This window comes from Lacinutrix sp. (assembly GCF_029238095.1).
Classification (GTDB): Bacteria; Bacteroidota; Bacteroidia; order Flavobacteriales; family Flavobacteriaceae; genus Lacinutrix.
The window spans coordinates 26,724-41,562 of record NZ_JAQWGS010000005.1 but is presented as its reverse complement, the minus strand read 5'-3'; the positions used below and the strand labels follow the sequence as shown (position 1 = coordinate 41,562).

The 14,839-nt window shown below is 32.8% G+C and carries 11 protein-coding genes; 3 read left to right on the top strand and 8 right to left on the bottom strand.

Translation table 11 applies throughout. The features are described 5' to 3' along the window. Together P8H50_RS01665 and P8H50_RS01660 are read right to left on the bottom strand one after the other, a co-directional pair. Complete coding sequence (locus tag P8H50_RS01665) at nt 1-504, bottom strand: antitoxin Xre-like helix-turn-helix domain-containing protein (RefSeq protein WP_300204935.1); 504 nt, start codon at nt 502-504, stop codon at nt 1-3. Between the two features lie 176 nt (nt 505-680). Next, nucleotides 681-4,094 carry a methylmalonyl-CoA mutase family protein gene (locus P8H50_RS01660; RefSeq protein ID WP_300204933.1) on the bottom strand — a complete coding sequence of 1,138 codons (3,414 nt, stop codon included), beginning with the start codon at nt 4,092-4,094 and terminating at the stop codon, nt 681-683. Between the two features lie 284 nt (nt 4,095-4,378). On the opposite strand from P8H50_RS01660, the gene P8H50_RS01655 reads away from it, so the two are divergent. Together P8H50_RS01655 and P8H50_RS01650 are read left to right on the top strand one after the other, a co-directional pair. Continuing rightward, nucleotides 4,379-5,029 (top strand): DUF4197 domain-containing protein, encoded by a 651-nt coding sequence (locus P8H50_RS01655; protein ID WP_300204931.1) that lies wholly within the window; start codon nt 4,379-4,381, stop codon nt 5,027-5,029. Between the two features lie 173 nt (nt 5,030-5,202). Continuing rightward, nucleotides 5,203-5,400: a Lacal_2735 family protein gene (locus P8H50_RS01650; protein WP_300204929.1), complete on the top strand. Its 198-nt coding sequence runs from the start codon at nt 5,203-5,205 to the stop codon at nt 5,398-5,400. Here the strand turns inward: P8H50_RS01650 and P8H50_RS01645 are convergent. From P8H50_RS01645 to P8H50_RS01625, 5 genes are all read right to left on the bottom strand, one after another. Then, nucleotides 5,383-6,174, bottom strand: coding sequence for an ABC transporter substrate-binding protein (locus P8H50_RS01645; RefSeq protein ID WP_300204927.1), 792 nt, complete (start codon nt 6,172-6,174; stop codon nt 5,383-5,385). The genes P8H50_RS01650 and P8H50_RS01645 overlap by 18 nt on opposite strands. A gap of 37 nt (nt 6,175-6,211) precedes the next feature. Beyond that, on the bottom strand, nt 6,212-7,027 hold the full coding sequence (gene pyrF, locus P8H50_RS01640) for an orotidine-5'-phosphate decarboxylase (RefSeq protein ID WP_300204925.1): 816 nt from the start codon (nt 7,025-7,027) through the stop codon (nt 6,212-6,214). Between the two features lie 88 nt (nt 7,028-7,115). Continuing rightward, nucleotides 7,116-8,192 carry a peptide chain release factor 1 gene (prfA, locus tag P8H50_RS01635; RefSeq protein ID WP_300204924.1) on the bottom strand — a complete coding sequence of 359 codons (1,077 nt, stop codon included), beginning with the start codon at nt 8,190-8,192 and terminating at the stop codon, nt 7,116-7,118. A gap of 398 nt (nt 8,193-8,590) precedes the next feature. Continuing rightward, nucleotides 8,591-9,769 (bottom strand): AIR synthase related protein, encoded by a 1,179-nt coding sequence (locus P8H50_RS01630; RefSeq protein ID WP_300204922.1) that lies wholly within the window; start codon nt 9,767-9,769, stop codon nt 8,591-8,593. 79 nt (nt 9,770-9,848) lie between these two features. After that, nucleotides 9,849-12,035, bottom strand: coding sequence for a glutamine synthetase III (locus tag P8H50_RS01625; protein ID WP_300204920.1), 2,187 nt, complete (start codon nt 12,033-12,035; stop codon nt 9,849-9,851). A 188-nt stretch (nt 12,036-12,223) separates the two neighbouring features. Here P8H50_RS01625 and P8H50_RS01620 point away from each other — a divergent pair, with 188 nt between their 5' ends. After that, complete coding sequence (locus tag P8H50_RS01620; protein WP_300204918.1) at nt 12,224-13,243, top strand: glutamine synthetase beta-grasp domain-containing protein; 1,020 nt, start codon at nt 12,224-12,226, stop codon at nt 13,241-13,243. Between the two features lie 71 nt (nt 13,244-13,314). On the opposite strand, the gene P8H50_RS01615 is transcribed toward P8H50_RS01620, so the two are convergent. Continuing rightward, nucleotides 13,315-14,832 carry an outer membrane protein transport protein gene (locus P8H50_RS01615; protein WP_300204916.1) on the bottom strand — a complete coding sequence of 506 codons (1,518 nt, stop codon included), beginning with the start codon at nt 14,830-14,832 and terminating at the stop codon, nt 13,315-13,317. Nucleotides 14,833-14,839 lie beyond the last annotated feature (7 nt).

Sequence of the window (14,839 nt, the reverse complement as noted above, 5' to 3'; positions counted from 1 at the left end):
TTAAGAATAAACACCAAATTCTATACGACCTAAAACATCTAAAATTAAAGTAGTACCAAAGCTTGTGTCTAGCAAACTAATAGGTTTATTATAATTTAATACGCGAATATCGCTGTGTAACCAAGAGGTAAAGTTTTCTAGTGTTCCAAGAACCTCAATACCACGAGAAACCACTTGTGCAATCTCTAAAATTTGCTCTGTACTGTATACATTTAATAAATCGGTATCGCTTTTACGCTGTAGTGTACGATGCGACACATGAATTAAATCGCTCATGTGTTCCATTGAAATACCTAACAGTTTACTTAAGGTTAAAACTGCCGATTTTGGCAAACCTTTTCTTGTAATTTGAATAAGATCGAAATCGCTATTAATATCTTGAGAAAGACTAGAGCTACCACCTAAAACGCTTATAATTCTATCGTATTTATTATCTAAACCGTAGAATGCTTCTGGCGCGTTTACTAAATTTTGAATACCACTATCTTGTTTGTATTGTTTCATAATAACGACACTTTACGTAAATATACTACTTTTTGTCGTGTTTAAAAAGCTTTAAACCAACTATTACTATATAAATGGTAATTCAAAAAGATTAAAATGTTATAAGAAACAAATCGCTTATCCAGAATTACAGTCGGAATAAGCGATTCATATAACTTTTATAAAATAAAATTTATCTACATGTTACGTCTATACTGTCCTCCTACTTCAAATAAAGAAGCAGTAATTTCTCCCAACGAGCATACTTTACAAACCTCCATTAAGGCTTCAAAAATGTTTTCGTTATTAATGGCTTTTTGTTGCAGTGCTTTCAACATGGCTTTAGTATCGTTTGCTTTATGAAGATGCTCTAAAGTTTTAATTTGAAATTGCTTTTCTTCTTCGGTTGCTCTAATCACTTCTTTAGGAATAACTGTTGGAGAACCTTTAGAACTTAAAAAGGTATTGACACCAATTATTGGAAAATCACCATTATGTTTTAAAGTTTCATAATACAAGCTTTCTTCCTGGATTTTAGAACGTTGATACATGGTTTCCATAGCACCTAAAACACCTACACGTTCCGTAATACGATCAAATTCTTGTAATACAGCATCTTCTACTAAATCTGTTAATTCTTCAATAATAAAAGAACCTTGAATAGGATTTTCGTTTTTAGCTAATCCTAATTCTTTATTTATAATTAACTGTATTGCCATAGCGCGACGTACAGATTCTTCTGTAGGTGTTGTAATCGCTTCATCGTAGGCATTGGTATGCAAAGAATTACAATTATCGTAAATAGCATACAAGGCTTGAAGTGTTGTACGAATATCGTTAAAATCGATTTCTTGAGCATGTAAACTTCTCCCTGAAGTTTGAATATGATATTTCAACATTTGTGCTCTTGCATTTGCACCATATTTATGCTTTAAAGCTTTAGACCATATTTTACGAGCCACACGACCAATTACAGAATATTCTGGATCGATACCATTAGAAAAAAAGAACGATAAGTTTGGTCCAAACTTATTAATATCCATGCCTCGACTTAAATAGTATTCCACGTAAGTGAAACCATTAGATAAAGTTAAAGCTAATTGCGTAATTGGATTTGCTCCTGCTTCAGCAATATGGTATCCAGAAATTGAAACCGAATAAAAATTACGAACATTATTTTCTATAAAATATTCTTGCACGTCACCCATTAATCTTAAGGCAAATTCTGTAGAAAAAATACACGTGTTTTGTGCTTGATCTTCTTTTAAAATATCTGCTTGAACCGTTCCTCTAACTTGCGCGATAGTATTCTTTTTAATTTCGGCATACACATCTGTTGGTAAAACCTGATCACCTGTAACTCCTAAAAGCATTAAACCTAAACCATTGTTACCTTCTGGTAAATCACCATTATAACTTGGTCTTTCTTTATCTTTATAGAGTTTCGCAATTTTAGATTTTACTTCTTTTTCTAATCCGTTTTCTTTAATGTAGATTTCACATTGCTGGTCTATGGCAGCATTCATAAAAAAGCCTAACAACATAGGCGCAGGACCATTAATAGTCATACTTACAGAGGTCATTGCACTTGCTAAATCGAAACCAGAATACAGTTTTTTGGCATCGTCTAAACAGCAAATGGAAACGCCTGCATTTCCTATTTTTCCGTAAATATCTGGTCGTAAATCTGGATCGTTACCATAAAGTGTGACACTATCGAAAGCAGTAGACAAACGTTTTGCTGGCAATCCTGCACTTACGTAATGAAAACGTCTGTTAGTACGTTCTGGACCACCTTCTCCTGCAAACATTCTTGCAGGATCTTCTCCTGTTCTTTTAAAAGGATACAATCCTGAAGTGTACGGGAATTCTCCTGGCACATTTTCTTGTAAACACCACTTTAAAATATCTCCCCAAGCTTGGTATTTTGGTAACGCTACTTTTGGAATATCTGTTTGTGATAAGGATTTGGTATGTGTTTCTATTTTAATTTCTTTGTCTCTTACTTTAAAAGTATAGATTGGATTTTTATATTTATCTACTGTTTCTGCCCAACCCGTAATAACTTCCCAATTATATGGATCTAAGTTTAATTTTACACGGTCGAATTCTGAAACTAATAATCTAACAAAATCCTTGTTTTCAACATTAGCTTTAACAGTGTCTGATGCAATACCTGCTTTATCTAATTCTGGAGTTGCATCTAAAACAGATTCTAATGTTTTATAGATTCCGTATAATTTTTGAGCGACCTCTACTTGAGTTGATGCCGTTTTATCGTATGAACGATTGCTTTCGGCAATTTCAGAAAGGTAACGTGTTCTGTTAGGTGGAATAACAAAAATCTTTTCACTCATTTCTGCAGAAATTTCGAAAGTAGATTTTAAATCGCTATCTGCTTTATCAACTAATTTATCCATTATTGCTTTATAAAGCGTATTCATGCCTGGATCGTTAAATTGAGAGGCTATTGTACCATAAACTGGTAATTGATCTTGTGGTATATCCCAAAGGTTATTGTTGCGCATGTACTGTTTTTTCACATCGCGCAAAGCATCTAAAGAACCGCGTTTATCGAATTTATTAATAGCAACCAAATCTGCAAAATCAAGCATATCGATTTTTTCTAACTGTGTTGCTGCACCAAATTCTGGAGTCATAACATATAAAGCAACATCACTGTGCTCTATAATTTCTGTATCACTTTGTCCTATTCCTGAGGTTTCAAGAATTATTAAATCGTATTCCGCAGCTTTTAAAACCTCAATAGCTTCATTTACATATTTTGATAATGCTAAATTACTTTGGCGTGTTGCTAGACTTCGCATGTAAACTCGTGATGAGTTTATGGCATTCATACGTATTCTATCTCCCAAAAGTGCGCCTCCTGTTTTACGTTTTGATGGATCTACAGACACTAAGCCAATAGTTTTGTCTGGAAAATCTATTAAAAACCTACGCACCAACTCATCTACTAAAGATGATTTTCCTGCACCTCCAGTTCCTGTAATACCTAAAACTGGTGTTTTAGAAGTTGTGTTTTTTAAATGAATGGCTTCTAAAGCACCTTTTGCTACTTCTGGAAAGTTTTCGGCTGAAGAAATAACTCTCGCTATCGCTTTTGCATTTTTTGTAGGAAGCAGTTCTACTTCGTTACTTAATTGATCTCCAATAGCAAAATCTGATTGTTGAACTAAATCATTAATCATGCCTTGTAAACCCATTTCACGACCATCGTCTGGCGAGTAAATTCGTGAAATACCATAAGCCATTAACTCTTTTATTTCTGAAGGTAAAATAACACCTCCTCCTCCACCGAAGATTTTAATATGTCCTGCTCCACGTTCCTTTAGTAAATCGTGCATGTATTTAAAATACTCGTTGTGGCCACCTTGATAAGAAGTTAAACAAATGGCATTTGCATCTTCTTGAATGGCTGTATTTACAACCTCGTCTACACTTCTATCATGACCTAAGTGTATTACCTCAACTCCTGTGGATTGTATAATACGACGCATGATATTTATTGATGCATCGTGACCATCGAACAATGCTGCTGCTGTTACTATTCTAACTTTATATTTTGGCTTGTAAGGTGTTGCTTGTATCATTCGGAAAATATATTCGGTTTTGAGGTTGCAATTTACGGAATATTCAAAAAAAATCACGAATTTTTAATTATTGTTTAACGCTTGCGAAAGTGATGGAGGCATTGTTGAAGCTCCTCGCAGAGAGCGACTGCCGAGAGCACGGTATTTTGTTAAAATTGTGAAGCTTGCGAAACGATTTTAACAAAGTATTTGCCCAAATAATTACTACCTTTACTATCTAAAACATATACAATGAAAAGATTTATAGCTTTATTTTTAATATTTAACTAACGGCTTGTGCAGAATTGCAACAAGTTGTAAACCAATTACCACAAGGAAATGGTGGTGTTTCGGCTTTAGATATTGGTAATGGCTTGAGACAGGCTTTAGATTTTGGTATTGATAAACAAGTAAGTAAATTAACACAAAAAGATGGTTTCTACAATAACCAATTGGTTAAAATTTTACTTCCTGAAGAGTTGCAAAAAGTAGATAAAGCTCTAAGAGATATAGGTTTAGGAAGTTTGGCAGATGATGGTATAAAAGTACTAAATCGTGCTGCTGAAGATGCTGTTAGCCAAGCTACACCAATATTTGTAGATGCTGTAAAAGGCATTACTTTTAATGATGCTAAAAATATTTTATTGGGTAATAAAGATGCTGCTACACAATACTTGAGTGGCAAAACAGAAAGTGCACTTTATGCTAAATTTAATACTGTTATTAAAGATAGTTTTGCAAAAGTTGGTGCAGACCAGATTTGGGCAAACTTAATTAATAAGTACAATGCCTTACCTTTTACTAGTAATGTAAACCCAGATTTAACAGATTATGTGACTACAGAAGCTTTAAAAGGTGTCTATAAAATGATTGCTGTTGAGGAGTTAGAAATTAGAGAGAACGTAAGTTCAAGAACCACTGGTTTACTTCAAAAAGTTTTTGCTCTACAAGATTAAGCTAAATATTTAATGCTGTAAGTTATTTATCTCAGCCAACAAAAAATACATATAAAAGCCTTCGAGTAATAACATTCAAAGGCTTTTTTCTTGTTTAAGAGTCACCTTTTAGACTTAACTTGCTAATTACCAATAATTAATGTAAATTTAGTTCGGCAATTTTAAAATTAACCATGAGCAAAAATCATTTACTAAAGTCTCACCAAGAGAAATTAAACAATCGTTATTTACTTTTAATAGAACAGGCTTATAATTTAAGACAAACAGATCATGCGCTTAGTGACGATTCTGAATTTAAAGCGATGAAGGTTTTACATAAAATAAATAAGATTAAGTTTTTATCTCGAGAGCAGTCACAGCCTATTTCTTAGTGTTTTAAAGTAATCAAAAGCTTTTATAAGCCTAGATCCATACCACGAAAAATATTCTCCATCTACAAATATCGTTTTTGCATGATGAGACACTCGACCTATCTCAAACGCATGCTTATCTTTAAACGGATAAGGTTCACTAGATAACAACACTAATTCTGGATCGCCTTGTGCTCTTATTTTATTTAATTCTACTTCTGGATAACGCTTTAGGTTTTTATAAATATTTTCGAATTTATTTAATTCTAAAAGATGATTTATAAATGTGCCATTTCCAGCTGCCATCCATGGTTTTCGCCAAATAAAATAAGCTGTTTTTAAAACTTGCTTGTCTTCTATAAAGACTTTAAAATCTTTAAAATTGAAATTTATTTTATCTGAAATTTTTGTTGCGTTTGTTCTCTTATTAAAGATTTCACCATATTGATTTATTAACTCTAGACAGTCTTCTATTGTTACAATATCTGAAACATGTGTTGCGCATATCGCTTGGCAAGCGGCAACTATTTCCTTGGTGTTTTCTTCTTTATTGCAAAGAATAATATCTGGATTTAAGGCTTTTATTTTTTCAATCTTTATGTTCTTTGTGCCACCAACTATATCTTTGGTGCTTTTAAAATGAAATGGATGTACGCAAAATTTGGTGATACCTATTATGGAATCTTCTAAACCTAAATCGTAAAGTAATTCGGTTTGAGAAGGCACTAAACTTACAATTCTTTTTGGAGCTGTATTAATGATTAATGTTCTACCTATTTGGTCTTTTAATTGCATTTATGAGATTTCATTAGTCAATTTCACAACAATGATATTATACTTTTAAAATAGCTTCCATTTGTTGTTGTAACTCTTTCGCTTTAATTGCTGCAGCTTGAGCAAAATCATCTTGATTTGAAGCGTAAATAATACCTCTTGAAGAGTTAATAAGTAAACCAACAGTATCGCTCATTCCATATTTGCATACGTCTTGTAGGTTTCCACCTTGAGCACCAACTCCAGGAACTAACAAGAAACTGTTTGGAATTATTTTTCTTATGTCTGCAAAATACTCTGCTTTTGTTGCACCAACAACGTACATTAAATTTTCTGAGTTTTCCCAGTTTTTGGAAGTCTCTAAAACCTGCTTGTATAATTCTTTGTCGTCAACTTTTTTTGTTTGAAAATCGAAAGCGCCTTCGTTAGAGGTTAATGCTAGCATTATAGTATGCTTATCTTTAAAAGCTAAAAAAGGTTCTACAGAATCTTTTCCCATATATGGAGCAACTGTAACACTATCGAACGCTAAATCTTCGAAAAAAGCCTTAGCATACATGGTACTTGTATTGCCAATATCGCCTCGTTTTGCATCTGCAATGGTAAAAATCTCGGGATGTTTTTTATTTAAATACTGAATTGTTTTTTCTAAAGATTTCCATCCTTTAATTCCGTATGCTTCGTAAAATGCTGTGTTTGGCTTGTAGGCTACACATAAATGATGCGTAGCATCGATAATAGCTTTATTAAAAGCGAAGATTGGGTCTTCTAATTCTAATAAATGTTTGGGTATTTTATTTAAATCGACATCTAATCCAATACACAGAAAAGAGTTCTTTTTTTTAATTTGCGCTGTTAGTTGTTGTGTTGTCATTTACTTAAAATATAGATTCTGTATTTAGAACAGAATGACAAATAATTTCAATTTATGTTATAAAAAAAGCCTCAATAAGAGGCTTTTTTTATATGGTATCACTATTCGCCTTTAACTTTTCAGTATTATCGGCAAGTTGTAATTCGTCTATTATTTTTTGAATATCACCATTTACAATATTTTGCAAATCGTATAGTGTTAATCCTATTCTATGGTCTGTTACACGACCTTGCGAATAGTTATACGTTCTAATTTTGGCACTTCTATCTCCAGAAGTTACCATTGTACCTCTTAGCGCAGCATCTTCTTCATTTTTCTTAGCCAGCTCTAAATCGTATAAACGCGAACGCAATACTTTAAAGGCTTTTTCTTTATTTTTATGTTGCGATTTTTGATCTTGACATTGTGCCACTAATCCTGTTGGAATGTGTGTTAAACGCACAGCAGAATACGTTGTGTTTACAGATTGTCCTCCTGGTCCTGATGAACAGAAAAAATCGACTCTTACTTCTTTTGGGTTAATTTCTACATCAAACTCTTCGGCTTCAGGAAATACCATAACAGTTGCAGCACTAGTATGTACACGACCTTGAGTTTCTGTTTGTGGTACACGTTGTACGCGGTGTACGCCTGCTTCAAATTTTAATGTACCATAAACATCGTCTCCAGATACTTCAAACTGAATTTCTTTAAAACCTCCATTTGTACCTTCACTATAATCTACAGTGTCTACTTTCCAACCTCTACCTTCGCAATACTTAGTATACATTCTAAATAAATCTCCAGCAAAAATACTAGCTTCGTCTCCTCCTGTTCCTGCACGTAATTCTACTACTGCATTTTTGGCATCTGTAGGATCTTTAGGTATTAATAATACTTTTATTTCTTCGTCTAAAAGCGGAATGCCTTCTTTTGCTTCATCATATTGCATTTTAGCCATCTCTACCATTTCTGGATCACTTCCATCAGCAATTATCGCCTCAGCTTCAGCTAAATTATTGGTAAGCTCTAAGTATTGTTCACGTTTATCCATTAACAAACGTAAATCTTTATATTCTCTATTTAGCTCAACGTAACGCTTTTGATCTGAAATAATATCTGGTTGAATGATTAAATCACTAACCTCATCAAATCGCTGTTTTACTATTTGTAATTTCTCTAACATCTATCTCTAAAAATTGTGACACAAAAATACGATAATTTATGAATTAGCAATGGTTTATAATGTGTTTCAGTCTTTGAAAAATATTAAATAAAAATTTACGTTATAAACAATATGCTAAACAGATTTCGCGCTATACTGTTCTACTATAAACCAATTTCTATTTGGTCTTTTATTGTTACACTATTAATTACAATTTATAGTCCTGAAATTATTAGCGCTTTATTAACAAAACTATTTTTAACGGCTTTATTTTGGCTCATGATTAACGATAGAAGTATTAGGAAAAAGCTAAAATTCTATAAAATGGTTGGATTTTTTAATTTAAAATTAGTGACCATGCTTTACATAATAGATTGCTTTGTAACCTGTAGTTTCCTATTACTAATAAAAGGTTTTATTTAATAATTAAAAACACCAAACTCACTATCTATAGTTAGCCTTTTATCTTCTGAAGTTTCTACTCTTCCAACTATTTGAGCATTTACATTAAAAGATTTAGATATAGAAATAATATCTTCTGCAATTTCTGAAGCGACATACAATTCCATTCTATGTCCACAATTAAATACCTGATACATTTCTTTCCAGTCTGTTTTAGATTGCTCTTGTATTAATTTGAATAAAGGCGGAATTGGAAATAAATTATCTTTTATAATGTGTAAATTATCTATAAAATGAAGAATTTTGGTTTGGGCTCCTCCAGAGCAATGGACCATTCCATGTATGGCATCTGAATTAAACTTTGATAAAATTTCTTTTATAATTGGCGCATAAGTTCTTGTAGGTGACAACACTAACTTTCCTGCATCTATAGGACTATTTTCTACAGTATCTGTTAATTTTACTTGTCCGGAATAGACTAATTCTTCTGGTACTGCAGCATCAAAACTCTCAGGATACTTTTTAGCTAAATAATTATTAAAGACATCGTGTCGCGCAGAAGTTAAGCCATTACTTCCCATACCTCCATTATAGTCTTTCTCGTAAGTGGCTTGACCAAAACTTTCTAAACCAACTATAACGTCGCCTGCTTTTATGTTTGCATTGTCAATAACGTCACTTCGCTTCATTCTTGCTGTAACTGTAGAGTCTACTATAATAGTTCGTACTAGATCGCCAACATCTGCAGTTTCTCCTCCTGTAGAATGAATGGTCACTCCAAAAGTTTTTAAATCTTCAATAAGTTCTTCTGTTCCATTAATTATTGCAGAGAGTACTTCTCCAGTAATTAGATTTTTATTTCTTCCAATAGTAGAAGACAACATAATATTATCTGTTGCTCCAACACATAGCAGGTCGTCGATATTCATAATTAAAGCATCTTGAGCGATGCCTTTCCATACTGAAATGTCTCCTGTTTCTTTCCAGTACATGTAAGCTAAAGCACTTTTTGTTCCTGCACCATCTGCATGCATGATTAAACAATAATCGTCGTCATTAGTTAAATAATCTGGTACTATTTTACAAAATGCTTTTGGAAACAAGCCTTTGTCTATATTTTTTATAGCATTATGTACATCTTCTTTAGATGCTGAAACACCTCTTTGACTATAACGTTTACTTATTTCCGAACTCATAATAATATATTAAAACACAAAGATAGTTTTATTAGTAGTTATACCAAATGAACTTTAAAATAACCCAGTAGACAAGTGGTTATTTAGTAAAAAGCAATTCTCTATATTTAGTTAGTGGCCAAAGCTCATCATCTACCAATAATTCTAGTTTATCACAATGGTATCTAATATCAGAAAATAATGGTTTTACTTGATCACAGTACGAAAGCGCTCTTTTCTCTGAATCTTTATCTTTATTTGCTTTTTTACGCGCTTCTGTCATTTTAGTAACATTAGAGTTTATAGATTCTATATGCAAAGAGATTTCTTCAATTAAGTTTAGTTGCTCTTTAGCAAGCTTTTTAAAATCATTTCCATAGATTTCTTTAAGACCTTTAACATTCTTAATTAGTATATTTTGATACTTTACAGCAGTAGGCACAATATGGTTACGTGCTATATCTCCTAAAACACGGCTTTCTATTTGTATTCGAAGTACATATTCTTCTACTTCAATTTCATAACGTGCTTCAGACTCTACTTTATTCATCACGCCTAAATTATTAAAAAGCTCTAATGTTTTCTTTGACACCTTAGCCTTTAGTGCTTCTGGAGTAGTTTTATGATTACTTAAACCTCTTTTCTTCGCCTCTTTCTCCCAAGCTTCTCCATAACCATTGCCTTCAAACAAAATAGTTTTAGATTTTTTAATATATTCTCTTAAAACATTAAAAATGGCATCATCTTTTTTCATGTCCTTTTTCTCAATTAAAGCATCTACCTCTGCTTTAAAATCTATTAACTGCTTGGCAACAATACTATTTAAAACAGTCATTGGGTTTGCACAGTTTGCTGTAGATCCAACGGCTCTAAACTCAAATTTATTTCCTGTAAAAGCAAAAGGAGAGGTTCTGTTTCTGTCTGTATTATCTAACAATACATCAGGAATTTTACCTACAACGTTTAACTTAAGGTCTGTTTTTTCTTCTGGAGACAGTTTACCAGTCGTTACATTCTCTAATTCATTTAAAGTTCGCGTTAAATGCTCTCCTATAAATACTGAAATAATAGCAGGTGGCGCCTCATTAGCACCTAAACGATGATCGTTACTCGCTGAGGCTATTGCTGCACGAAGCAACTCTTCATATTCATGAACTGCTTTTATTGTATTGATAAAAAAGGTTAAAAATTGAAGATTACTCATTGGCGTTTTACCTGGCCCTAACAAATTAACTCCTGTATCTGTACTTAAACTCCAATTGTTGTGTTTACCAGAACCGTTAACTCCTGCAAATGGTTTTTCATGAAATAAAACTTTAAAGTTATGTCTATCTGAAATTTTCTCCATAACATCCATTAATAAGGAGTTATGGTCTACCGCCAGATTAGCTTCGTCATAAATAGGAGCTAATTCAAATTGGTTTGGTGCCACTTCATTATGCCTAGTTTTAACTGGTATACCTAACAACATGCACTCTGTTTCTAAATCTCGCATGTAAGCCATAGCTCGATTTGGAATAGTACCAAAATAATGGTCATCTAATTGTTGTCCTTTTGCTGGTGAATGACCTAATAATGTACGACCAGTTTGTACAATATCTGGTCTTGACATTGCCAAATCACGATCTATTAAAAAGTACTCCTGCTCCCAACCCAAAGATGCGTTTACCTTTTTAACGTTTTTATCAAAATATTTACAAACCGCAACTGCTGCACTATCTACTGCTTGCAGTGCTCTTAAAAGCGGAGTTTTATAGTCCAAAGCTTCTCCTGTATAAGACACAAATACAGTTGGTACACATAAAGTTGTACCATATATAAAGGCTGGAGAGGTAGGATCCCAAGCTGTGTAACCACGAGCTTCAAAAGTATTTCTTATTCCACCATTTGGAAAACTAGATGCATCAGGTTCTTGCTGTACCAATTGTCCTCCTTCAAATTTTTCTATTGCCAAACCATTACCAATAGTTTCGAAAAAAGCATCATGTTTTTCTGCTGTAGCACCTGTCAAAGGTTGAAACCAATGTGTGTAGTGTGTTGCACCTTTTGAGATTGCCCACTCTTTCATTCCTGAAGAAATATGATCTGCTATTACTCGGTCAATTTTTTTTCCATATTGGATAGCATCCGTAACACTATTAAAAGCATCTTTAGTTAAATATTGGCGCATGGTTGCTTCATTAAATACGTTAGCTCCAAAAATTTCGGAACGACGTTGTTTCTCTTTAATAACAACAGGTTTGTGTTTTAAGGATTGTTTAATAGCATGAAATCGTAATGTTGACATATCTATAAATTTTAAATAATTTAATTGCGAATTTACAAATTTTTAGCTTTAAAAATATTATACCCATAAAAAAATAGGGTTATTAACAACCTCTTGATAAATATTTAATATAGACCCTTGTTTTTTTATGGGTAATTTCAATTTTATTATATATTTGCTATAATTATAACCAAAATGTATTTTTTATCATGAGTAAATCTAAATTAGAGTATATCTGGCTGGATGGCTACTATCCAACACAAAACATGAGAAGTAAGACTAAAGTAGAAAATGACTTTAGCGGTAAATTAGAAGATTGTCCAATCTGGTCTTTTGACGGAAGCTCTACAAAGCAAGCTTCTGGAGGATCATCTGACTGTCTTTTAAAACCTGTTGCTATATATCCTGATCCAGCAAGAAGAGACGGTTATTTGGTTATGACAGAAGTTTTAAATGCAGATGGAACACCTCACAAATCTAACGGAAGAGCTACCATAGAGGATGAAGATGACGATTTTTGGTTTGGTTTTGAGCAAGAATATTTTATAATGGATACTAAAACACAATTACCTTTAGGATTCCCTATTGGAGGTTATCCTGCACCACAAGGGATGTACTACTGTTCTGTTGGTGGAAAAAACACACATGGTAGAAATTTAGTTGAAGAGCACGCAGATTTATGTATTGATGCTGGATTAAATTTTGAAGGTATCAACCAAGAGGTTGCTTCTGGACAATGGGAATTTCAACTTTTTGCTAAAGGTGCTAAAAAAGCTGGAGACGAAATCTGGATAGCACGTTACTTACTTGACAGGTTAACTGAAGATTATGGATACTATATAGAATATCACCCAAAACCATTAGGAAAAGATATGGACTGGAATGGTTCTGGTATGCACGCTAACTTCTCTAACACAGTATTACGTACATGTGGATCTAGAGAAACTTATGAAAAAATTTGTGAAGCTTTTAGACCTGTAGTAAAAGAACATATTGCAGTTTATGGAGAGTTTAACGATCAACGTTTAACTGGAGATCATGAAACTGCTTCTATAAACGACTTTAGCTACGGAGTATCTGACAGAGGTGCTTCAATACGTATCCCAATCATTACAGTAGAAAAAGGATGGAAAGGTTGGTTAGAAGATCGCAGACCAGCTTCAAATGGTGATCCATATAAAATTGCAGGACGAATTATTAAAACAGTAAAATCTGCTAATATTAGTTAAACAATTAATTAAGTTACACAAAAAGCGTTTGAAAATTTTCAAACGCTTTTTTTAAACTTTTATTTAAAAGATTATAACTGAAATCCTAATGTTAAGGTAATATTAGAATTATTAGTATCAATTGCTACTGCATCAGTTAAACCTGTATTATATAATTGGTGATTTCTAGATTGGTTAAAAGCATCGTAAGTTAAATCTAATTTAGTGTTACCAAAACTGTAACCTAAACCAAGAGAATAACCATTTAAATCGCCTAAAGTTTCACCATCTTTATAAGGACTTTCCTCAAAACGATAACCACCTCTAAAGCTAAATTGATTAACCTTATACTCACCACCTATTTTATAAGTAGCTGCTGCTGTTAACACATCAGATATTATATTATTTTGAGCTCTAAAGTAAGCATCAGATGTTGGTTTAAATTTTGTTCTACTGTAATCTCTTCTTGAATAATCAAAGCTTAGTAATCCCTTTTTTCCAAAAACATAAGCAATACTACCAGTTATTCTTCCTGGTGTTTGTAAATTATAATCAGGAAATAAATTAATTATTTGTGGATTTACAATTTGTAATACATTTTCTCCACCATCTACTCTTATAGTTTCAACAAACTGTGAAGTTTCTTCTGTAATTGTCATCCAGGTTGGAGAATCATAAGTAAATCCTACTCTAAAAGCGTCTGACAACTTATAAATAGTTCCTAACTGAAATGAAAAACCAGATCCTGTTGTTGTAATATTATTCTCAAAACCTACTTGATTTACAATAGAACCAATATTATTATTCCTTTCATACAGGAAAGTGGAACGCTCATAATTAACAAAATGAGAGTTTAAATTTAATCCTAAATATAAATCATCCCCATATTGTGCTCCTACGTTAAATGCTATTTTTCCCTTATAACCAGTTGCCACATAACTGTAATCTTGATCAAAATTTCCCGATGCTATATTTGAAGTATAACTAGTATTATCGTCATCAAAACTGCCTGGTTCTAGAATAAAAGAGTCATAACCTAAATAAGCTTGTTGGTGAACATAACCATAGGCATTTCCTATCCCAGCGTATGCATCAGAACTATTTTCTCCAGGCAAAGCTGATATTTGATCTAGTCTTAATCCTTGAGCATTATTTAAGAAATACTGATCTATTGATGTTGTATTAACACCTCTTGATTGCCAAGCATCATCATAATTCTTAGTATTATCATAAGCAACACTTAACGCGAATTTTTTCCAGGAAGAATTTTCATTTCTATTTCTAAAAACAAAAACTCCTCCTGCTTGATTTAAAGATAGATTAGAATCTGATGAGGAATTTATTCCTCCAAAGTAGGAAGTTTCATTACCTACATCATTATTGTTTAATGAAATTGAAGCAAAACTACTAGTAAAAATAGCAGATCCTGCAGGATTAATACTAATTGCGCTCAAATCTCCTCCAAGCGCACCAAATGCTCCACTTAGTGCTCTATATCGAGCAGAACCAATAACTTCTCCATTACTATATCTTAAAGCATCATTTACATCTTGAGCATTAATTGTAAACGTAGATATAATACCTACGAACAAAATCATTATTTTTCTCATATCTATT

What these genes read in the sequence shown, in the direction of transcription:
- P8H50_RS01620 (WP_300204918.1), top strand. Translation starts at nt 12,224, where the DNA reads ATGAGTAAATCTAAATTAGAGTATATCTGGCTGGATGGCTACTATCCA.
- P8H50_RS01650 (WP_300204929.1), top strand. Translation starts at nt 5,203, where the DNA reads ATGAGCAAAAATCATTTACTAAAGTCTCACCAAGAGAAATTAAACAAT.
- P8H50_RS01645 (WP_300204927.1), bottom strand. Translation starts at nt 6,174, where the DNA reads ATGCAATTAAAAGACCAAATAGGTAGAACATTAATCATTAATACAGCT.
- P8H50_RS01665 (WP_300204935.1), bottom strand. Translation starts at nt 504, where the DNA reads ATGAAACAATACAAACAAGATAGTGGTATTCAAAATTTAGTAAACGCG.
- P8H50_RS01630 (WP_300204922.1), bottom strand. Translation starts at nt 9,769, where the DNA reads ATGAGTTCGGAAATAAGTAAACGTTATAGTCAAAGAGGTGTTTCAGCA.
- P8H50_RS01660 (WP_300204933.1), bottom strand. Translation starts at nt 4,094, where the DNA reads ATGATACAAGCAACACCTTACAAGCCAAAATATAAAGTTAGAATAGTA.
- pyrF (WP_300204925.1), bottom strand. Translation starts at nt 7,027, where the DNA reads ATGACAACACAACAACTAACAGCGCAAATTAAAAAAAAGAACTCTTTT.
- P8H50_RS01625 (WP_300204920.1), bottom strand. Translation starts at nt 12,035, where the DNA reads ATGTCAACATTACGATTTCATGCTATTAAACAATCCTTAAAACACAAA.
- prfA (WP_300204924.1), bottom strand. Translation starts at nt 8,192, where the DNA reads ATGTTAGAGAAATTACAAATAGTAAAACAGCGATTTGATGAGGTTAGT.
- P8H50_RS01615 (WP_300204916.1), bottom strand. Translation starts at nt 14,832, where the DNA reads ATGAGAAAAATAATGATTTTGTTCGTAGGTATTATATCTACGTTTACA.